15 protein-coding genes, 1 tRNA gene and 1 pseudogene are annotated in these 21559 nt (G+C 62.0%); 7 read left to right on the top strand and 10 right to left on the bottom strand.

Translation table 11 applies throughout. From position 1 onward, the window contains the following. Positions 1 to 67 precede the first annotated feature (67 nt). Positions 68 to 141: transfer RNA gene (locus tag C2I35_RS07025), tRNA-Cys, on the top strand. 201 nt (positions 142 to 342) lie between these two features. Here C2I35_RS07025 and C2I35_RS07020 read toward each other — a convergent pair. The 4 genes and pseudogenes from C2I35_RS07020 to C2I35_RS07005 all read right to left on the bottom strand — a co-directional run. Next, positions 343 to 474 (bottom strand): annotated as a pseudogene (locus tag C2I35_RS07020) (IS110 family transposase); the annotation flags it as partial. Positions 475 to 636: 162 nt separating this feature from the next. Continuing rightward, the gene (locus C2I35_RS07015; RefSeq protein WP_103762301.1) at positions 637 to 1839 is read right to left on the bottom strand and encodes a CaiB/BaiF CoA transferase family protein; all 1203 of its coding nucleotides are present in this window, start codon (positions 1837 to 1839) and stop codon (positions 637 to 639) included. Continuing rightward, complete coding sequence (locus tag C2I35_RS07010) at positions 1836 to 2612, bottom strand: enoyl-CoA hydratase/isomerase family protein (RefSeq protein ID WP_103762300.1); 777 nt, start codon at positions 2610 to 2612, stop codon at positions 1836 to 1838. The genes C2I35_RS07015 and C2I35_RS07010 overlap by 4 nt, the downstream gene beginning before the upstream one ends. A 133-nt stretch (positions 2613 to 2745) precedes the next feature. Further along, positions 2746 to 3447 (bottom strand): GntR family transcriptional regulator, encoded by a 702-nt coding sequence (locus C2I35_RS07005; protein ID WP_103762299.1) that lies wholly within the window; start codon positions 3445 to 3447, stop codon positions 2746 to 2748. Between the two features lie 401 nt (positions 3448 to 3848). Here C2I35_RS07005 and C2I35_RS07000 point away from each other — a divergent pair, with 401 nt between their 5' ends. The 5 genes from C2I35_RS07000 (at position 3849) to C2I35_RS06980 (ending at position 8464) form a co-directional block, all read left to right on the top strand. Beyond that, complete coding sequence (locus tag C2I35_RS07000; protein WP_103762298.1) at positions 3849 to 5036, top strand: pyridoxal-phosphate-dependent aminotransferase family protein; 1188 nt, start codon at positions 3849 to 3851, stop codon at positions 5034 to 5036. Between the two features lie 33 nt (positions 5037 to 5069). After that, positions 5070 to 6050, top strand: coding sequence for a TRAP transporter substrate-binding protein (locus C2I35_RS06995; RefSeq protein WP_103762297.1), 981 nt, complete (start codon positions 5070 to 5072; stop codon positions 6048 to 6050). A 108-nt stretch (positions 6051 to 6158) separates the two neighbouring features. Next, positions 6159 to 6701, top strand: coding sequence for a TRAP transporter small permease (locus C2I35_RS06990; RefSeq protein WP_103762296.1), 543 nt, complete (start codon positions 6159 to 6161; stop codon positions 6699 to 6701). After that, positions 6701 to 7981 (top strand): TRAP transporter large permease, encoded by a 1281-nt coding sequence (locus C2I35_RS06985; RefSeq protein ID WP_103762295.1) that lies wholly within the window; start codon positions 6701 to 6703, stop codon positions 7979 to 7981. The genes C2I35_RS06990 and C2I35_RS06985 overlap by 1 nt, the downstream gene beginning before the upstream one ends. Before the next feature lie 63 nt (positions 7982 to 8044). Then, positions 8045 to 8464 (top strand): GlcG/HbpS family heme-binding protein, encoded by a 420-nt coding sequence (locus C2I35_RS06980; RefSeq protein ID WP_103762294.1) that lies wholly within the window; start codon positions 8045 to 8047, stop codon positions 8462 to 8464. Between the two features lie 488 nt (positions 8465 to 8952). On the opposite strand, the gene C2I35_RS06975 is transcribed toward C2I35_RS06980, so the two are convergent. The 5 genes from C2I35_RS06975 to C2I35_RS06955 form a co-directional block, all read right to left on the bottom strand. Then, positions 8953 to 11589 (bottom strand): phosphoenolpyruvate carboxylase, encoded by a 2637-nt coding sequence (locus tag C2I35_RS06975; RefSeq protein WP_103762293.1) that lies wholly within the window; start codon positions 11587 to 11589, stop codon positions 8953 to 8955. A gap of 615 nt (positions 11590 to 12204) precedes the next feature. Then, on the bottom strand, positions 12205 to 14214 hold the full coding sequence (locus C2I35_RS06970) for a CocE/NonD family hydrolase (RefSeq protein ID WP_211286117.1): 2010 nt from the start codon (positions 14212 to 14214) through the stop codon (positions 12205 to 12207). 151 nt (positions 14215 to 14365) lie between these two features. Further along, positions 14366 to 15664, bottom strand: a complete 1299-nt coding sequence (locus C2I35_RS06965; protein WP_103762292.1) for an ATP-grasp domain-containing protein — start codon at positions 15662 to 15664, stop codon at positions 14366 to 14368. Positions 15665 to 15729: 65 nt separating this feature from the next. Beyond that, entirely contained in the window at positions 15730 to 18372 is a 2643-nt protein-coding gene (gene cphA, locus C2I35_RS06960; RefSeq protein WP_103762291.1) for a cyanophycin synthetase, read from the bottom strand. Continuing rightward, the gene (locus C2I35_RS06955; protein ID WP_103762290.1) at positions 18359 to 19219 is read right to left on the bottom strand and encodes a cyanophycinase; all 861 of its coding nucleotides are present in this window, start codon (positions 19217 to 19219) and stop codon (positions 18359 to 18361) included. The genes cphA and C2I35_RS06955 overlap by 14 nt, the downstream gene beginning before the upstream one ends. Before the next feature lie 189 nt (positions 19220 to 19408). Here C2I35_RS06955 and C2I35_RS06950 point away from each other — a divergent pair, with 189 nt between their 5' ends. Further along, positions 19409 to 20335, top strand: a complete 927-nt coding sequence (locus C2I35_RS06950; RefSeq protein ID WP_103762289.1) for an isoaspartyl peptidase/L-asparaginase family protein — start codon at positions 19409 to 19411, stop codon at positions 20333 to 20335. Positions 20336 to 20369: 34 nt separating this feature from the next. Here the strand turns inward: C2I35_RS06950 and C2I35_RS06945 are convergent, their stop codons facing one another. Continuing rightward, positions 20370 to 21521, bottom strand: a complete 1152-nt coding sequence (locus C2I35_RS06945) for an AI-2E family transporter (protein ID WP_103762288.1) — start codon at positions 21519 to 21521, stop codon at positions 20370 to 20372. Positions 21522 to 21559: the final 38 nt, after the last annotated feature.

Genomic DNA, 21559 nt, shown 5'->3' with positions numbered 1-21559 from the left:
GGAGGTCTGGACATCGCGCCGACGAAACACTAAGCAAGCATTTCAGGCCAGACGGCCCACCACGGATGGCGAGTTGGCGGAGTGGTGACGCAGCGGATTGCAAATCCGTGTACACCGGTTCGATTCCGGTACTCGCCTCCATTTAATATCAATGACTTAGTATATTTCGACGTGAGCGCAGGCAGCAGCGTTTACAGTATCGTTTACACTTTTGTTCATGCTCTGCCCCTTTTGGCATCCGCCAGCTTTCGCAATACCGCGTCGGTTTCCGCCGGCGAAAACGCTCTCCACAAAATCCTGGCAAATCCAACAATACAGCGCGGCCAGCTTCTCAAAAGTTGCTGCCAGCGTCAGTGGCCTGATCTGCTTGCGCAGAACCCGGTGCCCAGACGTATCGAAACCCACGATGTGAAATGTGTCCTTGCCGATATCGATGCCGATCGACATCAGCCCATTTAAGTCTTTTTTCACCATGCTACTTCTCCAATTGGCAGAAGCAGGCAAAGCTGAACCTGCCGGTGAAGCAGCCGGTACATCCCATTGCCGGACATTCCTGGTGATTGCGGCGAAGGTCCCAAAGAAAACCTGAACCCGCGATTGCCGCGACCAGTAGCGAGCGCAAACTCGATCAAGCAACTACGACACGATAAGCGCCCCTTTCCCCTCGAGCGAACGGATCTCGTCTTGCGAATACCCATGCTCGGTCAAGATTTCCGCGCCATGCTGACCGAGCGTGGGCGCCGGGATGGTAACGGCGCCCGGGGTGCCGCTGAACTTGATCGGAAGCCCGATGGCCTTGACCGCGCCGGCCTCCGGATGATCGGTTTCCACGATCATGTCCCGTGCCAGGGCCTGCGGGTCGCGGTGCATCTCGGAGATGGTCATCACCGGCCCCGCGGGCAGGCCCGCGGCCTCCATCCGGTCCAGCCAGTCTTTCGTGTCTTGCTGTACGAAATGGCTTTCGAGAATCGGAACGAGCTCCTGCAGGTTTTGCATACGAGCGTGGTTGGTCTCGAATCGGGGATCGCTGCCGAGTTCGGGCGCGTCGAGGATCTCGAGCAGGCGCATCCAGTTGCGCTGGTTGGCGGCGCCCACATTGATCCAGCCGTCGCGCGTGCGGAACGATTGGTAAGGCGCGTTGAGCGGATGGGCCGAACCGAGTGCGCCCGGCGACTCGCCTGTGGCGAAAGCGATTGCGGATTGCCAGTACGTCAGGGAGATACCCGCCTCGAAGAGCGAGGTATCAACCATCTGTCCTTCGCCCGTCTTTTGGGCATGCGAATAGGCTGAAACGCACCCCAGGGCCGCTAGAAAACCAGCGGTGATATCTGAAATCGGCGCGCCCGGCTTGACCGGTGGACGGCCCGGCCCTTCGCCCGTGATCGACATCAGGCCCGACATGCCCTGCGCGATCAGGTCAAAGCCGCCACGCTCGGCATAGGGACCAGTGCGCCCAAACCCGGAGATTGCGCAATAGACCAGCTTCGGATTGCTTTTGCGCAGGCTTTCATAGCCAAGACCAAGCCGCTCCATCGTGTCGTGGCGATAGTTCTCGATCACCACGTCGGCACTTTCGAGAAGTCTGCGCAGGGCCGCGATAGCATCCGGTTCTTTAAGGTTCAGCGCGATGCCGCGCTTGTTGCGGTTCATCATCAGGTAGGCGGCGCTTTCGCCGTTGATGTCGGGCGGCAGAAAACGGCGACTGTCGTCGCCGTCCGGCTTTTCGACCTTGATCACGTCGGCGCCCATGTCGGCGAGCATCATGCCGCAAGCAGGGCCGGCCATGATATGCGCCAGTTCGATGACTTTCATGCCGGCAAGGGGACCTTGGTTGCTCATTTTCCACTCCACTCGGGTTTGGTCTTGTTCAGGAAGGCTTCCAGCCCGTGCTTGAAATCCTCGCTCATGTAGCACATGGCGATAAGGTCCTTGTCCTCCACAGCGAGCGCCTCGCGATTGCGGCGCATCGCCTCCTTCGTGGCCCTCAGGGTCAGCGGCGCCATGTCAGCCAGGTGGTCGGCCAGTGCTTGGGCACGCTGCAGGAGAGCCTCTTCATCGGAAAGGACCTCGGAAACGAGGCCGGTCGCCAGGGCTTCGTCGGCGGTCATCAGGCGCGCGGTGAATATCATCTCGCGGACGCGCCCGGCGCCGATTAGCTCGCTCAGGCGGGCGAGGTTGCCGGCATTGAGGCAATTGCCCAGCGTCCGGGCGATGGGAAAGCCGAACTTCAGCTGCGCGCTCGCGATCCTGATGTCGCAGGCCGCGGCGATCGAGGCACCACCGCCGGTACAAGCGCCGTGGATGGCAGCCACGGTGGGCACGGGACAAGTATCCACGGCGGTCAGGATGCGGGTGATCTCGTTCTCGTAGTCATGCGCGTCCTGCGCCGTCTTGAAGCCGCGGAACTGCGTCATGTCCGTGCCCGCCGCGAAGGCCTTGCCGCCTGCGCCGTGGATGACCACCGCGCGCACCGATCCGTCTGTCGGAACGTTGGCGCAGATGTCGGCCAATTCCTCGTACATGGCGAAGGTCAGGGCATTGCGCGCCTCGGGCCGGTTGAAAGCGATCCAGAGCGTGTTGTCGCGACGCTGGGAGTGAAGTTCGTTTGTCATCTTGAGAAGGTCTCCACGGAATTACGGGGATTTGCTGATCGGAAATCGAGCAGCATGCGGGGTGTGAGCAGGTCGGCGGGCCGAGGGTGGCGGCGGCGCGGCGCTTGCTCTTTCGGTTCGGAAGGTGGCGCTGTCATCGCGGGGCCGGCGTTTCAGGCGTGTCGACGTCGAGAACGCCAGAGCCCAACGCCTTCAGGTGCGCCGCGAACTTGTTCATCATGTGCGTCTTCATTACCTGTCCAAGTCCTTTCGCATCGCGGTTGCGAAGTTTCTCCATGATCTCCTCATGCTCCTCGATCGCCTGTGCCCAGCGCTCTTCCGACAGGTTGACCATAAACCGTGCTCGGCGGATGCGTGCGCCGAGCATACGGTGGTGCAGTTCCAGGATATCGTTTCGCGCGCCCTTCAGCAGTGCGTTGTGGATGTCCTGATTGGCCTTGAAGTAGGTTTTGCGATTTCCGGCTTTGTATGCACTGACCATCGCGGCGTGCCTTTTCTCGATGCCTTGGACCTCGGCCTCGCTGAGGTTGCTGCAGGCCATCTCGCCGATGAGTTGTTCCAGCGCCGCGATGACGGGAAACGTGCTCTCGATCTCCGCGCGCGTCACCTCGGCAACGCGCGCGCCCCGGTTTGCCTGCAGGATGACAAGCCCCTCGGAGCCGAGCACCTTGAGCGCTTCGCGCAACGGCGTCCTCGAGACGCCGAAGGTTTCGCAAAGGTCCTTTTCGGGCACCTTCTCGCCCGGTTTGAGGGCATCTTCCACGATCAAGTTGCGCAATCGTTCAACCAGTTCCTGATGGAGGGTCTGGCGGGTGATATTTCCTCCCAAGCTCATGAAGGCCTCCTAATGATCGATGACCTGCTCCGGCAAGCGCGAGGCGTGCTGCCGCCGCGCGGAAGCACCGGCACGGCTTCTTCGCGGGTGATGTCCCTGATGGCCCCGATATCATTCACGCTGCGGGGGACAAGCACCGCGTCCGGAAACGTCTGGTAGATTGATGCGTCCGTTGCACAGCGTGCGCGCGCCGCGTCATTGGCCATTGCAGAACCTTCGACGGCAGCGCTCAGGCAGCTTGAAAGACGGCTGTTTTCACGCATGCAACTCTGATTTTCCTCCCTGTTCCGGGCGTGATCCTGAACGCGGAACTTTTTTGTTGACTGAATTATGAGTTCATAATTACGTTCGTGCAATACAAATTAGCGTCGGCCAACGTGCGCCACGGAGGACAAGTTGCGATGCGCCAAGCTGGCAGACACTTCCTGCAAATCCCCGGCCCAAGTGCTGTTCCCGATCGGATACTGAAGGCGATCGGACAGCAAACCATCGATCATCGCGGTCCCGATTTTGCCGATGTCGGCAAGAGGGCGCTGGACGGCATGAAGAGCATCTTCAAGACCGAACAGAACGTATTCATCTTCCCGGCCTCGGGCACCGGCGCGTGGGAGGCGGCACTGGTGAACACATTGTCGCCCGGCGACAAGGTACTGATGTTCGAGACCGGGCACTTCGCGATGCTGTGGAACAAGATGGCGCGCAAGATCGGGCTGGAGCCGGAGTTCCTGGAAGGCGACTGGCGCGGCGGGGCCGAGCCCGACCGGATCGAGGCGCGCCTGCGCGAGGACAAGGGCCACGAGATCAAGGCGGTCTGCGTGGTGCATAACGAGACCTCGACGGGGTCGGTTTCGCCCATCGCTGAAGTGCGCAAGGCGATCGACGCGGCGGGGCATCCGGCGCTTTTGATGGTCGACTCGATCTCGGGCCTCGCCTCAATCGACTTCCGCTTCGACGAATGGGGGGTGGATGTTTGCGTGTCGGGCTCGCAGAAGGGGCTGATGCTTCCACCGGGGCTGAGTTTCAATGCCGTGAGCGAGCGCGCGCTCGAGCATGCCAAGTCTGTGACCATGCCGCGCAGCTATTGGGACTGGCAGGACATGGTCGGGCCGAACGCAACGGGGTATTTTCCCTACACGCCCGGCACCAACCTGCTTTACGGTCTGAACGAAGCAATCGACATGCTGCACGAGGAAGGCCTGGACAACGTCTTTGCCCGCCATGCGCGCCATGGCGCCGCGACGCGGGCGGCGGTGCGAGCATGGGGCCTCGAGGTCCTCTGTGCCCGGCAGGGGCAGGAATCCGGGGTCCTGACCGCGGTGATGGTCCCTGAAGGGCATTCTGCCGATGCGTTCCGCGCAACAACGCTGAAACACTATGACATCTCGCTCGGCAATGGCCTGTCGAAAGTGGCCGACAAGGTGTTCCGCATCGGGCATCTGGGTGACTTCAACGACCTGATGCTGATGGCAACGCTGTCCGGTGTTGAAATGGGGCTGGGAAAAGCCGGCGTCCCGCACCAGTCTGGAGGCGCGCAAGCGGCGATGGACCACCTGAAGGAATCCGACAAGACGCGGTTTGCCGCGGAATAACGCTCTGGGAGGAGCATTTAGGGAGGAGAACCTATGACTATCAAAGCAACTATTCTGGCCAGCGTGGCCGCGATCGCCATGCCATTGGCGGCAACCGCCGCGGACCTGACACTGCGCTTCGGCCATGTCGGCAACCCCGGATCGCTCTTCGAGGCCTCCGCGGATGCCTTTGCCGAGTGCGCGAACGGCAAGCTGGGCGACAAGGCCGAAGTGCAGACTTTCGGCGCCAGCCAGCTGGGCAAGGACCGCGAGCTGCTGCAGAAGCTGAAGCTCGGACAGGTGGATTTCTCGCTGCCGTCGTCGGTGATGTCGTCGGTCGCGCCGGAATTCGGCGTTTTCGAGATGCCCTACATCGTCAAGGACCGCGATCACATGCGCCGCATTCAGGCCGAACTGGGTGACGTATTCCAGGCGGCGGCGCAGCGCGAGGGATACCGGATCATCGGTTACTTCGAGAACGGTTTCCGCCATATCACCAACAACATTCGTCCGATCAACAAGCCTGAGGACTTGGAAGGCGTCAAGCTGCGCACGCCGAACGGCGAGTGGCGTGTGAAGATGTTCCAGCTTTACGGCGCGAACCCATCGCCGATGGCGTTCTCGGAAGTCTTTACCGCGCTGCAGACCAACGTGATCGACGGGCAGGAAAACCCCTACGCTCAGATCGCATCAGCGAAGTTCCAGGAAGTGCAGAAGTACCTGTCGATCACGGGGCACGTCTACACGCCGGGTTATGTCCTCGTTGCCGAAAACCAGTGGCAGAAGCTGCCGGAAGATGTGCGCGCCGAACTCGAGGCGTGCGGTGCCGAGACGCAGGATTTTGTCTATGAGCACGCGGCGAAGCTGGAGACCGAGCTTCTCGAGGTAATCCGCGAGGCCGGCGTCGAGGTCAACGAGGCCGACAACCAGGCCTTCATCGATGCCTCAGCGCCGATCTACGAAGAGTTCTCTACGTCTGTCGAGGGCGGTGCGGAACTGATCGAGACAATTCAGAGCCTCGCGTCCGGCTCCTGACCCCGAATGCGCAGGGGGCCGTCAGCGGCCCCCTGCATACCTTGCTGCACGAGTTCATCACACGTCGGATGTAACAGTACCGGGTACGTTGCCCGGCAGGGACCAATCATGTTCAAATCACTGCGCAAATTCTTTGAAAGTGCCTTGGAGTACTTTCTGGTCTTCCTCATGGTCATCCTGACCGCAGTTGTTGTCGTCGCGGTGATCTACCGTCTTCTGGGGGCCAGCCTGGCCTGGTACGATGAGATTGCCGCCATCCTGCTGGCATGGATCACCTATTACGGCTCGGCGCTGGCCGCGTTGCGACGTCGCCATATCGGGTTCGATACCGTGCTGCTGGCGATCCCGATGCCTGCGCGCATGTGGGCGGTCGCGCTGGCCGAGGCCATCACCGCCGGCTTTTTCATCCTGCTGGCTTGGGCGGGCTTCACGGTACTGTCGATCCTCGGGGGCATGTCGCTTGTATCGGTCACATGGGTGCCGGTCAGCTTTACCCAATCGGTGATCCCGATCGGCGCGATTCTTTTCCTGATATGCCAAGCGCTGAGCCTGCCTGACTACTGGCGCAAAACGGCCGCGGGCGTGTCGCTCGAACATGCCGATATCGAAGAAGAGGTCGAAACAGAAATGAAGAAAGCGGGGAACGCCTGATGCTGATGCTCGGTATCTTCATCGCGATGGTCGTGATGATCTGTCTGAACGTGCCGATCGCGATTGCGCTGGCCGTGTCCGCGATCGGCGGGCTTCTGGTGCTCGAGGGCACCAACTCGCTCGTGAATGTCGCGCTGGACATGTATGGTGGCGCGACCAAGTTCTCTCTTATCGCGATCCCGATGTTCGTGCTGGCCGGCGCGATCATGAACGCGGGGGGCATCACCGACCGGCTGATCAATTTCGTGGCAGCCCTGATCGGCTTCATCCGGGGCGGGCTGGCCCATGTGAACATTGGCGTGTCTCTGTTCTTTGCCGAAATCTCCGGCTCGGCCGTCGCGGACGTCGCGGCGATGGGGTCGGTGCTGATCCCGCAGATGAAAAAACGGGGATACTCGGGCGCGCTGGCCGCGGCGGTGACCTCGTCTTCCGCATCGCTTGCGATCATCATTCCTCCGTCGATCCCGATGATCCTTTACGCAACCTCCGCCAATGTTTCGGTCGAGCAGCTTTTCGTGGCCGGCGTGGTTCCGGGCGTGATGGGCGCGGCAGGCCTGATGGGCGTCGCTTATTACTTCGCGCGCCGCTACGACCTGCCCCGCGAAGAGGCGTTTTCGGGCCGCCGCGTGTGGGAAACATTCGTCGATGCGCTGCCGACATTCGCGTTGCCGGTCATCATCCTCGGCGGCATCTTCGGCGGGTACGTCACGGCGACCGAGGCCGCGGGCCTTGCCGTTCTGGCGGCCATCGCGATTAGCCTTTGGTACCGTCAGGTAGATCTCAAACACCTGCAGCAGTCGATGCTCGACGGCGGCATGCAGACGGCCGTCGTCATGCTGCTCGTGGCGGCATCCGTGGTGATGGGCGGGTTTCTGACGCGCGCACAATATCCTCAGGAACTGGCGGCGGGGATCCTGAACATCACGGAAAACAAGTGGCTGATCCTGTTGATCCTGAACTTTTTCTTCCTCGTCATCGGCTTTTTCCTGCACTCGGCCGCCGCGATCATTCTCGTCGTGCCAATTGTCATTCCGCTGATCGAAGCTGTTGATATCAACCCGATTCACTTTGGCCTTGTTGTCACGCTGAACCTCGCCATCGGGCAACAAACGCCACCCGTCGCCAGTGTTCTGATCACGGCATGTGCGGTGGCGCGGGCGAACATATGGGAAGTGAGCAAGGTCAACATCTACTTCGTCGCCGTCCTGCTCACCGTGCTCCTGATGTGCACATACATTCCATCGATTCCGCTCTTCCTGGTGGATTATTTCTACAATTGAGGGCGAAGGTCTCGCCGGCTTGCATCACCTTGCAAGCCGGCGAGACGTTGAGGAGATGTTGACATGAACCTTGAACTTGCAAATGCACTGATCGTCTCTGCCTTGGAGTATCGGCGCGCGCATGACATGAAACCCCTCACGATTGCCGTCATAGATCCCGGAGGGCATCTTGTTGCACTTCAACGCGAGGACGGCACCAGCAACCTGCGACCCGAGATCGCACAGGGCAAGGCGAAAGGCGCAGTGGCAATGGGCCTCGGATCCCGAGCGCTGTACACGCGGGCACAGGAACAACCGTTCTTCATTGATGCCATGAACGCACTGAACCAAGGCCTGTTGGTTCCTGTTCCCGGTGGTGTCCTGATTTACCGTGACGAGAAGCTGATCGGGGCCATTGGTATCACAGGCGATTCATCGGATAACGATGAAGCATGCGCCGTGTCCGCCATAAACGTTCATGGATTGACTGCGCAAACAGGTTGAACCAACTCTGGTGTTCGCAGCCCGACGAGAGGGTGTTTCCGGTGCGGCAATGCAAGGCCTGGGCCAGACACCTCCGGCTTCAAAGCAAAACGCCTCCACGGGATCGAAACCTATCCAGGTGGGGCTGTCGGGCGCCATATCCTCAGAGAATTGATATTCCCCTACCGGCATTCGTCTCGAAGTGAAAACCCCACCAAATGTTCTTTAATAATATCCAGTGGTGAACTGCGGCCAATAGCTGGCTTTGCCGCCAGGCTGACGTAAACGCACCGCGCAGCGAACAACCGCTCTCCGCCCGTAGTCTCACTTGAGCGCTCAAGTTTCTTGAATGCCTATCCCAAACCGCACTCGTAGTTTGGCATGGGTACCCGGGAATTCACCCATAGCTAACCTTCTTTGGTGCAGCAAATGCTGTCGAAGACGTGGCATCAAACGGTGACAGGCCCACTCGAGATGTCCACGGCACCGGCAGCCGGCCAGATATAGGCCTAGCCGGTCCACCCAAGGCCAGAAGAAATCGAGTTCATGGATTGAAGCAACGGAATCGAGACCCGGTTCGGTTCATCCCGGGACCGTACATCGCGCAGCAATGACACCTGCAGCGCATTGATCCGGTCCAGACCGGGGCGTATCCGGTCAAAGCGGGCTCTCATGCGCGGGAAACGCTCGGCGATGGTCTTCTGGCCGGTCAGGAAGGTGATCCCCTCGCAGGCCAGCGCATATTCCTTGCGGACCGCGTCCGTGACACGCTTCCGGGTGTCGTCATCCGTAACCAGCGACGCATATTCCCAGGCGATGTCGAGGTCGCTTTGAAAGAGTGATTTCTCCACCTCGTCCACGATCAGCCGGAACAGCTTGGTTTTCTCGAACATGGCGCGAAGCGTCTCCTCGCCACGGGTGCCCTGGAACTTTCGAAACGACTCGATAGCGGAGCCGAACCCGTACCAGCCCGTGATCAGGTGCCGGTTCTGCGACCACGCGAACACCCATGGAATGGCCCGCAGGTCATCCAGCGACGCCGCGCCGAAACGACGCGCAGGCCGCGAGCCGATCTTCAGCATGGCCAGCTCCTCTACCGGGCTGGCCTGCTGGAAATAGTCGATGAAGCCGGGCATGTGCAGCAGCGTGGAATAGGCGGTCTGCGACAGGCCCGACAGCGCATCCAGCGCATCGTTGAATTCCGGCGCACGGGGCGGATCGTTCGCATCCGCCGTATGTTTCAGAACGCTCGAGGCCAGAAGCTCAAGATGCGCCGCCGCGGTGCCACGATTGGCATAATTGGCCGATACGACCTCGCCCTGCTCCGTCAGACGCATCCTGCCGTTCACGGTATCTGTCGGCTGGGCCGCGATGGCGCGGTCCATCGGGGCGCCGCCCCGGCTGACCGATCCGCCGCGCCCGTGAAAGAAGACAGGCTTCAGACCCTGCGACGCCAGGACCCGCGTGATCTTGCGCTGCGCTTGGTCCAGTTCGCAGGTCGAGCACACAAAGCCGCCGTCCTTGTTGCTGTCGGAATAGCCAAGCATGACCTCGATCAAGGGCCCGTCCCGCGTCAGGCTGCGTTTTGCCAGCGGCACCTTCAGCAGGTCGACAAGGATATCCGGCCCCGCCCTCAGGTCCTCGATGGTCTCGAACAATGGCACGACCTTGAGCTCCAGCGTCTCAGCACCAAAACCCGCGTACCGCGCCAGCAGGAATACCCCCAGCAGGTCGTCCGAGGAGCGGGTCATGGACAAAATGAACGGGCCGACCGCCGCCGGGTCCGGGCCGTACTGCCGCTTCGACATCAGGTTCAGCAGCTTGAGAAGCTCAACAGCCTGATCCGACAACGCGTTCTGGTCGGGCTCGGGCAGTTGCGGTTCCGCCAACTCGGCCCGAAGCCGCTTCGACCATGCGGGGTCGCCATATTCCGGCACCTCGCCATCATCCCGGCTCCGCCAGATTTCGGTGATGGTGTCCGTCGTCACCGTGGAGTTCTGACGAATATCGAGCGTAAAGATGCTGAATCCGAAAACCGAGGCCCGCCAGCGGATCGGGCGAATGTAGCGGCGCGCCAACTGCCCCGCGTCGACTGACTCAAGTGCGTTTTCGATCATTTCCAGGTCGGCAATGAAATGGCTGATATGCCGATATGATTCCAACCGATGCAGGATCGCCGACATCGCCTGGCGAAACAGTTCGTTGGGGTTACGATCATGCGTCGGCGATACCGAGGCAAGACGCTCGAGCCCGCCCTGCACCTCCGGATCAAGCGGCACGATCCTGTTGCTGATGCTCAGGCGTTCGGCCGCAATCCGCAGATGCCCCTTGTACATGTCCATCACCGCGTCGCGCGCCCGTTTCAGCGCGTGGGCGGTACTGTCGGCGGTGACGTTCGGGTTGCCATCCCGGTCACCGCCGATCCAGGAATGAAAGCGGATGCAGGGGGACACCGCGTCAGGTGTCCCGAACCTGTTCGTGGCGGCCTGCTCGAATTGCTCGAACACCTGCGGCACGGCGTCAAAGATCCCGTCGCGAAAGAACTGCAACCCCCATTCGATCTCGTCGCTAAGATCAGGACGTTCCAGCCGCAACTCGCCCGTCATCCACAGCAGGTCGATCTCGCACTCGATATCTGAAAGGATCGCGGCGCGTTCCCGGCTGGTCCAGCGTTGCGCCTCCAATGAAACCAGATTGCGATAGATCCTGCGGTGGATCTCCAGCACCGTGACACGCTTGGCTTCGGTCGGATGCGCCGTCAGGGTTGGGCCGACAGACAGGTTTTGCGATATCTCGGCAAAGCGTTCCCGCGTCAGATCCTCACGCGCCAGCGCCTGGGCAAAGCTGCTGGGAACGGTCTCTGCCCCGCTTTGCGTCTCGACGTGGCGCCGGTCCCGGATCGCGGCGTTTTCCTCCACGATCCGCAAAAGCTGAAACCAGATGTTCAGCGCCTGAAGATAGGGCACGGCACCAGGCCCTGCTGGAATCACGTGCTCAGTGTCGCTATGCGCCCACTCGGCCACATGCGGCGCGCGCCGCGTCAGCACGTTGCCCCAAAGATCGAAAAGCTCCCTGCGCAGGTCGGCGGCATAGGATTCGTCACTGTCGGTGACACCGCAGGCGGCGTTCAGCAAAACCGAAGGCATCAGTCTATGTCCCGGTTTTCGCGCAAACGGCGACCCGCATGCACGTGACGCCCGCCAGGCCTTGCGAAACAGCACCCGATGATATGTTCACACGTCCTGAAACAGATGCTTTCGCTTAGCCGCATGCCGTACATGACTTCCCTTCCCTTGGTATCGCTCACCAGCCGTCCCACACGCTCTCCTGCCACACGTTTCACCTGACTTTAGCGCAATGGCGCCCTGTTCCTCCGCGTGAGGCTACTGCCCATGTCCGTACATTGGCCTGCGGATTCCGACAGAACCCAACGTGAATCCACCTGCCCGGCGAGAATATGTGCCCCGGCAAGGTGCCACAGTGCCCCCGCGTCTGACTACCTACACTTGAGTGTGTAGTCTCTTCAGGCGACGCAACTCGGTTCGAGTGCTCTTGCCCCGACACAAGGCCGGCCCATGCTCAGCCTATACAAAATCCGGTATCTGCTTTCGCGGCAAAGCGGATGAGCATGCGCCACCGCTCCGACTCCAGCGGCAACAACCATCTAGCCCCCGTAACGGCTCGACGAAGACGGCGGGCATTCGATCAACTGGTAAACAACCTCGGGCGCGATGAACGCGCTCGCCGGTCTTACGCCGCCGTCAATTATGGTCGCGCGGAATCCGGACGTCCCAGTCAAGCTCGCGGATGCAATCGCCGTTCAGGAAAGCTTCAAGCCGCGCCGTGATCAGATAATCGCTGGCGGTGCAGGTCATTCGTGTCCGGGTGACGGTTTTCACGCTCCAATCCTCGCGCGCCATCTCGTGAGTCCACGTCACCTCGCCGGTGGCCGAAGTCGGATCTTCGGGCAAAATCGTGTAATGTTCCTTGGCCGCGGCCGCATGGAAATACCCCTGACTCCGGATCGTCGCCGCTCCCTCGTCGTCGGTCACCTCGATACTCAGCATTCCGGTGTCGACGTCCTCGCCCAGGCGCCAGGTCGCGCCCGGCGCACGTGTCACGTCCAACTCCAGCAATTCGGCCGATCGGGCCGCGCCGAAGGCATCGACCGCCTCGGGCGCGTCTTTGCGCATCGGCAGTTCCAGCACGCACTCTCCCGTCAGCATGGTCAGGGTCACCGGCTCCGGCGCGGGCCAGGCAACGGGAAAATAACTGGTCGAAACGCCCAGCCGGATACGATGCCCCGCGCGGAAGGTCTGCGCGACATGCTTCATCGGCACGCGCACCGTGTACTTGCGCCCGGGTTCCAGGTTTTCCGGATGCTCGTGGCTGTCGCGATGCGTCAGGTTCAGCAAGCCATAGCTCACCCGTGTCGCCGCACCGTCGGGGGCCACGTCCATCAACCGCAGGGCCACCTGCGCCACCGGTTTGTCCACCTCGAACGTCAGGGTCAGCTCCGGATCGCCGACCATGTGGCAATCCTCGGTCAAGGGCGCCGTCTGGAACGTCAGGCTGCCCGCATCCTCGCGCCGCTGGTCGCCTGGCTGATCCCCGGGATGCCCGTAAGAGCACCATTTGCCGCCATGCCGCCCGACCCAGAGCGGCGAGCAAATGTCCAGCGCGTCCTGTGGCCCCTCCGCGCCAAGCCCCCCGTCGGAAGTCAGCGAAAACGCGCGGCGCTCCACGTTGGGCGACGGCCAGGCCGGCTCGTCGATCCAGACGCCCTCCCGCGTGTCATAATGCGTCTGTGGCCGGGCGTGATCCTGCAGGAACACACGCAGCTTCGGCTCATCCGCGATGCCCGTGTCCCGCCCCTTCATCCACTGGTCCCACCAGCGCACTTCTTCAGTCAGCCAGTCGATGGCCGGGCCCGGCTCGCCCAGATGCGGATAGCGATGCGACCACGGGCCCACCAGCCCCTTCACCGGGCTCTTCAGGTTCTCCACCAGCCGGAACACCGCCCGGCAATAGCCGTCGGCCCAGCCGCTGACGGCATAGACCGGCACCTCGATATCCGAAAAATCCTCGCACACAGATCCATGCTTCCAGAACGCGTCCCGTGTCTGGTGCTGCATCCAGTTCTCCAGCCACAGGCCCGACCCGTCCAGTCGCTCTTCCCACATCCCGCGCCAGCGGTCGCCCACATGCGCAGGGTCCGGCGGCAGGGTATTGATCCCGAACATCACCGATGCCCAGGACAGGTGATCGCCCAGCAGCGTGCCGCCCATGTAGTGGATGTCATCGGCATAGCGGTCGTCGGTCGAACAGATCGTGACCACCGCCTTCAGCGCCGGGGGCCGCAGCGCGGCAAGCTGCAGGCCGTTGAACCCGCCCCACGAAATGCCGACGATCCCGACGCCGCCATCGCACCAGTCCTGCGCGGCGATCCACGCGATCACGTCGCAGCCGTCCTGCAGCTCTTCTTCGGTATATTCGTCCGTCATCAACCCTTCGGACTCGCCCGTGCCACGCAGGTCGACGCGCACATAGGCATAGCCCTGCGCCGCCATCCAGGGCGCACGGGCATGGTCACGCTCGAGCGTCTTGTCATTCTTGCGATAGGGGATGAATTCGAGGATCGCCGGCACCGGCGCTGCCTCGGCGCCCTCCGGCATCCAGACCCGCGCCGCCAGCCGCGTGCCGTCCGGCATGGGGATTTCCAGATGCTCGATTTCGCGGATCGTCTGCGGCAGCGGATGGTCGATTATCATGAGAAACGCTCGGATCTAGGGGCGACGTGGTGTCCGAGCCCGCGTACCGCCCGCGCCGGCGGATGTCCAGCCGATGAAACCAACGCGCCCCATCCCGGGCCTGACCCGGGATCTCGTTCTGAGCGGGATGCCGGCGGGATCTCCTGTCAGCTTATTCCACGATATCCGTGAACTCGTAGTTCAGCTTCTTCATCACCTGCTCGTAGTTCCAAAGCAGCTTGGATTGTTTCTGCGCGCCCATCCAGACCGACGCCACCGCATAACTGTAGGCGTCCTGCTCCGGCAGTTCCGACAGTTTGGACCCCTTGCTGACGTAAGAGGTGATGCGTGTCCCCTCCACCTGCTCGGCCGCGACCTCCACCTCGGCGCGCGACGGCGCACGGGCCACGGTCGCGTCATTGAAGAACACCCGGTAGAAGAATTCCGCCGCGACGGTTTCCGGCCCCTCGCCCTTCGGCATGTCCGGCTTGCGGCCCAGGCCAAGGTCGACCGTCACCTGCTGGTGGCTGACCCCGTCGACCATTTCGAAAAGGTCGCAGTGGGATTGCGCGATGCGCGTGTTGATCTCCAGCAGCCAGATCTGGTTCTGCACCTCGTCCCAGTAATACTCGATATTGAAGCCGGCATTGTCATAGCCGATGTGCTTCATCACCGTCTTGGTGATCTCGGCCATCTGTTCCTGGATGCGCGGCGGCAGGGTGGACGGGTAGAGATAGTAGAAAAAGCTCAGAACCTGCGGATAACGGATCGAATCCACCGTGCCGTAGGGCACGACCTCGCCGTCATGCACATAGCCCTCGACGGTACATTGCCGCCCGCCGATCACCCGCTCGGCCATGCAGTAATGCCCTTCCACCGTCTTGACGTCTTCGGGCAGGTTCGCCTTGTTCAGGATATAATTGAATGGCTCGGAAATCTCGTTGATCTCGGCGCGAAAGGCTTCGGTCGCATAGGCGAAGTCCTCGGGGCTGTCGATGCGAAAGCCCAGACGCGAGCCGGAAGACTTGATCGGCTTCACGAAGAACGGAAAACGCAGACCCGCCTCGCCAATCTTGGACAGAGCCTCGTCGTCGAACGGGTCAAAAGCGGTGAAGTTGGGCGTATGATCGGGGATAACCTCGGCCATGACCTTGCGCGACCAATACTTGTGCTCGCACTTCAGAAGCGATTCCAGCGATGCGTTCCGCGTACCGTATTTCTCGCACAGAAGCGGCAGCATGGTGGACACGGGGAAGTCGATATAGCCCACGATAGCATCAATCGAGCCGTCGAACGCATCCAGTGTCTCCTCGGCCCGACGCAGCATGTCGGGAATGTCGAAAATCTGGGTGTCGGAGACTTCCGCGGAGGTGAGCAACGGATGGAAATTCACGTCCTCGACGCCGCGAAGGCGCTTCAACCGCGCCGCATTAAGTTCGTTCATTCCAACGACGAAAACGTTTTTTGTCATATCACTCCCTCGGTTATCAACGCCGTTGAGCCGGCGTTGTTCCCTTTCGATTGCGCAACGCTGGCTCAGGTCTGGCCCAGGTCCGACTGCGCTCCGTAGCTGCGCCCTTTCAGGCGCTCTGTCGCACCTTCGATGTCGTCGACGAGCAGCAACAGGAAATCACCGGGCTTCGCGTCACCGATGGCACGATCCATCGCGGCTTGCTCGTCCATGATAAGCTCGACCATCCCGGCGGATCCGGCGTCTTTCGCGCCCTTCTCGATCAGCCCGGCGGTCTCGCCTTCGCTGCGCCCGCGCGCATCGGTCTCGTAAATGTAGACCGTATCGCACATCTTCGCCAGTTGCGCGCCCAGCGCCGCAAGGTCCTCGTCCCGGCGGTTGCCCGGGGCCGTGGCCACGGCGATCTTGCGCTGCTGCCCCAGGCCGTTGACCAGCGGTTCCAGCGCCTCCAGCGCCGGAACGTTATGGCCATAGTCGATCAGGCATTTGACGCCATCGGCCTCGAAATAGTTGGTCCGCCCCGGCATCTGCGCCGGTGTCGGGTGGAAGCTCAGCAGCCCGGCGCGGATATCGTCGATCTCCAGACCGTGCGCCAGCGCGGCAGCCGTGGCCGCCATGGCGTTCTGCACGTTGAAGGGCGCGTGCCCCTCGAAGGAAATCGGGACGTCGTTGACCGCCGCCACCTCGACCTCGACCTGGCCGCGCAACAGCACGATCCGGCCCTGGCGCACGGTGATGACCATCTTGTGGTCGGCCAGGTGTTGCTTGAGGTCCGGATTTTCGGGGTCCATCGTGAAATAGATGATCTCGCCCCGCGCCCAGTAGGTGCCCTGGTCCATCACCAGCGGATCGTCGGCGTTCAGCACGCAGAAGCCGCCGATCTTCTTGACGGCGTCGACCACCACGGTCTTGCACCGCGCCAGTTCCTCCAGCGTGTGGATGTCGCGCTCGCCCAGATGGTCCGACGCGATGTTCAGCAGAACGCCCACATCGCATTCGTCAAACCCGAGCCCCCGGCGCATGATCCCGCCGCGCGCAACCTCGAGCACGGCGTGTTCTACCGTTGGTTCCCGCAGCACCGCGTGTGCGGCGGCGGGGCCGGAATAGTCGCCCCGCAGGATGACGTGATTGTCGATCTCGATCGTACCGGTACAGCCCATGCCCACCGAATTGCCCGCCTGCCGCAGGATATGCGTGATCAGGCGCGTCGTCGTGGTCTTGCCGTTGGTGCCGGTGATCGCGGTGATCGGGATGCGCCCGTCATCCGTCGGGTCCGGGAACAGCATGTCGACAACGGCCTCGCCCACCGGCCGCGGCGTGCCGTGCGTGGGCGCCATATGCATCCGAAAGCCGGGGCCCGCATTGACCTCGACCACCCCGGCCGATTGCTGGTCCAGCGGCTTGGACAAGGTTTCGGCCAGCATGTCGATCCCGATGATATCCAGACCGACAATCCGTCCGATCCGTTCCATCGCGAACTTGATCTCGGGATGCACCTCGTCGGTCAGATCCGTCGCGGTGCCGCCGGTCGAGATATTGGCGGTGGATTTCAGATAGACGATGTCGCCCTTGGCAGGAACGGAGTCGAGCGTCAGCTCGGCCTGCTCCAGCAGGCGCATCGTCTGTTCGTCCACGATGATCTGGGTCAACAGGTTCTCGTGCCCCACACCGCGGCGCGGGTCCTCGTTTTCCTTGTCGATCAGCTGCTGGATGGTGGATTTGCCGTCACCTTCGACATGCGCCGGACGGCGGCGGGCGGCGGCTATCATCTTGCCTCCGACCACCAGAATGCGGTGATCTTCGCCCTTGATATAGCTCTCTACGATGACCGCGCCGTAATCGTCGCGACAGCGCGCCAGCGCGGCCTCGTAGCCCGATTTCAGCTCTTCCTCGTTGGTGATGTCCGTGGTCACGCCCCGCCCGTGATTGCCCGACAGCGGCTTGGTGACGACCGGCCAGCCGATCCAGTCGGCGGCATCCTTGATCTCGTCCCAGGAGTAGCAGATGTAGCCCTTGGGCACCGCCACGCCGGCATCGTCGAGCACCTGCTTGGTCCATTCCTTGTCGTCGGCAATCGAGTGTCCGATGATCCCCGACGCATCCGTCACGGTGGCCTGGAACTTGCGCTGCTTCACGCCGTGGCCAAGCTGGGTATAGCTGGTGCCCTCGGTCAGGTTGTACCAGGGAATGTTGCGCGCCTTCGCGGCGTTCACGATCGACCCGGTCGACGGTCCCAGCGCGTTCGCGTCCCGCACCTCTTTCAGCCGATCGATCACCGGCTCAAGGTCCACGTCCTTGCCGTCGTAAAGCGCCTGGACGATCTCGACCGCCTCTTCGCCGCAGGCCAGTCCGCTCGCTTCGTCGCGATAGCGGTAGACAACGTGGTACACGCCCTTGTCGTAGCTATCGACGGTCTTGCCGTAGCCCACCGAAAAGCCGATCAGGTTCTGCAATTCGATCGCCACATGTTCGACCATGTGACCGGCCCAGGTGCCGTCTTTCACCCGGGACAAGAACCCACCGGCCTCTCCTACCGAGCAACGATGTTCATAGATCGTGGGAATGAGCGCTTGCAGCTTGTCTGCAATACCATCGACCTTGTCACTCGGCCGGTCTTCTAGTTCCTCGATGTCCAGCCGCATATAGATCGACTGGTAGCGGCTGTAGTAGTTCGGTCCGCGCAGCGCACGGTGTTCAAGTATACGCATCCTTCAGCTCCAGGCTCTCGGCCCCAAGCTGTTTGGCACTCAGGACCTGCCGGTCCGCCAGGTTGTATCCATCACCCTCGACCAGCGCATGCATCACGACGTTGTGGACGCTCACCGCCTCACCGTCTGATAGATCAAATACATTGCAACTGGATATTCTCGAACTGTCAACGAGGATTACGTGACCGGGCCCAAAGGCCTTAATTACACCGTTCTCGAACAATACTGCGGCGTCCTCGCCCAACCCGATCCCCAGGTATTCGGGGTTGGTGGCCCCCACTTCCATCAGCCGCGAAAAGCGGCCGCGTTCCAGAAAATGGGTGTCGATGATGACCCCTTCGATCAGGCCGAAGCCGGCGCTCATCTTGACCGCGCCCTTGCGAAGGCTGTCGATAGCGCTGCCGCCATAAACCATGGTCGTCGACTGGCAGGCCGCGCCGGCGCTGGTCCCGGCGATCACGGCGCCCTCGTGGTAAATGGATCGGATCGCCTCCAGCGCCGCCGAGGCGCCGAAAATGCTGGTCAGACGCATCTGGTCGCCGCCCGAGATGAAAAGAACGTCGCAATTGCGGATCATTTCGACCATCTTGGCATCGTCGGCGTCGGACCGCTCGCGGATGCGCACATCCAGCACTTCGGCGGCGCCCAGCGCGTTGAACGCCTCCTCGTAGGCTGGGAAGACCTCATCGGGGATGCTGCTGGCGGTGGTGATCACACCGACCACCGGCGCCTCGGCAGATGACAACTTCAGGACTCGTCCAAGAATGGCCGCCTTCGCCGATTTGTCTTCGGCGCCACCAATTGCGACAAGTTTGCCCCGGGGCCTCGGTTTCACGGACATATCCATCGAGTAACTCCATCCATCTCTGGATTCTTATCTATATGTTGTGGATGTTACCATCCCGTTCACAAGAATGTCACGTTAACCAAGCCCCGCAACTGCAAAAGCGGTCGCAACGTCACGAATCCCGCGTTATGTGGGATTCTCGGCAACCAAAGCCCGCCAAAACGGCAGAAAACAACGCAGGAGCGAGAAATGGCTGACGGATTCGCACTGGCAATTCACGGTGGCGCAGGGGTTCTGCCCCGATCGGAAATGAGCGCAGAGCGTGAAGCGGCCTGCCATGCCGCGCTTGCCCGCGTTCTGGAGGCAGGTGAGTCGGTGCTGGCGGCCGATGGCACCGCGCTCGATGCCGTCGCCGCCGCCGTGCGCGCGCTGGAGGACGAGCCGCTGTTCAATGCCGGGCGCGGTGCCGTCTTTACCCGTGCAGGAACACACGAGATGGACGCCGCCATCATGGACGGGCGCGACCGCCGTGCGGGGGCCGTGGCGGGTATCTGCGGCCCGCTCCACCCGATCGATGCCGCCCGTGCGGTCATGGAACATACCTCGCATGTGCTCATGGCCGGAGACGGCGCGCACGACGTCGCCCGCGAGGCCGGCCTGCCGTTCGAGGAAGAGCGTTATTTCTTCACACAGGAACGTTGGGACACGCTGCAAGAGACCTTGCAGATGGAAGCCGACGGCACGCTCGACGACGACCCTTCCCGCCGTCACGGCACTGTTGGCGCCGTGGCCCGCGACCGCGCGGGCAACCTCGCCGCCGCCACCTCCACCGGCGGCATGACGGCCAAGAGCGCCGGACGCATCGGCGACAGCCCCCTGATCGGTGCCGGCACGCTCGCTCTCAACGAAAGCTGCGCGGTCTCCGCCACCGGCGATGGCGAGGCGTTCATCCGCTTGTCCGTCGCACATGAAATCGACGCCCGCATCCGGTTGGCCGGCCAGACCGTCACCGACGCTGCGGCGCAGGTGGTGATGCAGGATCTCGTGGCGATAGGGGGATCGGGCGGTCTCATTGCCATCGGCGCGGACGGCACCGTCACCATGCCCTTCAACTGCGAAGGCATGTATCGCGGGCAGTCGGTCGAAGGTAGGAGCCGCGACACCTTGATCTACTGATCGGGCCCTCCGCGCGCGACGCTGTCCGCCTGCCTCAGGAGGCCCTCCGGCTTTCGATCTCCTCGTTCAGCCGGTCCAACTCGCGGTCGTCCTCTGGCAGGCCTTCGCGCGAGAGCAGCACGGCCACCTTCCGCAATTGCGGCACATGGCTGCAAATCACCAGCAGCATCACCATGATCGGTACCGACAGGAACATCCCCGGAATGCCCCAGACCGCGCCCCAGAACGCCAGGCTGATGATGATCCCGAACGATGACAAGCGCAGCGCCCGTCCCATCAGCCACGGGTCGATCACGTTGCCGTTCACGAACTGGATGATCCCGGTCATCACGAACAGCCCCGCCGTCACCGATGCCTCGCCCGTCTCGACATAGCCCACCAGCGCCACCATGCCGGTGGCCACGATCGACCCGATATTGGGAATGTAGTTCAGGATGAAGGTCAGGATGCCCAGTGACAGCGCCAGCTCGATCCCGAAGAACGTCGCGACTGCGTACACCATGGCCCCGGTGATCAGGCTGACCAGCGACTTGATCAGCAGGTAATAATTCACCCGGTGAATGATCGAGTTGAAGATCCGGTTCGCCCGCTCCGCCTGCGCCGGGTCGTCAAAGAAGTTCGACATCTTGGTCCCGAACCATATCCGCTCCGCGAACAGGAAGCCGAAGAAGAGGATGACCAGCACCGTGCCCTGCATCAGGCTGCCCGCCTGCCCGGCCACGGTCCGCACGTATCCCGACACTTCGACACTGTTGAGCGAGTTCAGCACCGCCCGTTCCACGTCCTCGCCCATCCACGCGAACAGCGACGCCACCGCCGACGGCGCACGCTCGGCATAGGACAGCGTCGTGCCCAGGACCGTGTTCAATTGTGCCAGGATGATCGACGACAACAGCAGCAGCGCCGTCGAGATCAGCAAGAGCGCCACGATGGACGCCAGCCAGTTGGGAATGCGGAACCGCCCGATGCTCTGCCGCGCGATCAGCCGGATCACGTCCGAGGTCAGCGTGAACAGGATCACGGCCACCGCCAGCGAAATCAGGATGAAGCGGGCCTGCACCAGCAGGAACAGCACCACGGCGAAGGCGATGATCACCAACGCCACCGTCCGGACCTGAGAATATTTCTGCGTGTCCCCCAAGTGCCCTTTCAACGGCTCGAGTTCTCTTATCTTACCTGACGTCATATTCCCTCTTGCGGCTATGAGCAATCGCCCTGCCCTGC

It is taken from the genome of Roseovarius confluentis, assembly GCF_002917925.1.
GTDB lineage: Bacteria > Pseudomonadota > Alphaproteobacteria > Rhodobacterales > Rhodobacteraceae > Roseovarius > Roseovarius confluentis.
This window is presented reverse-complemented; position numbering and strand designations above follow the sequence as displayed.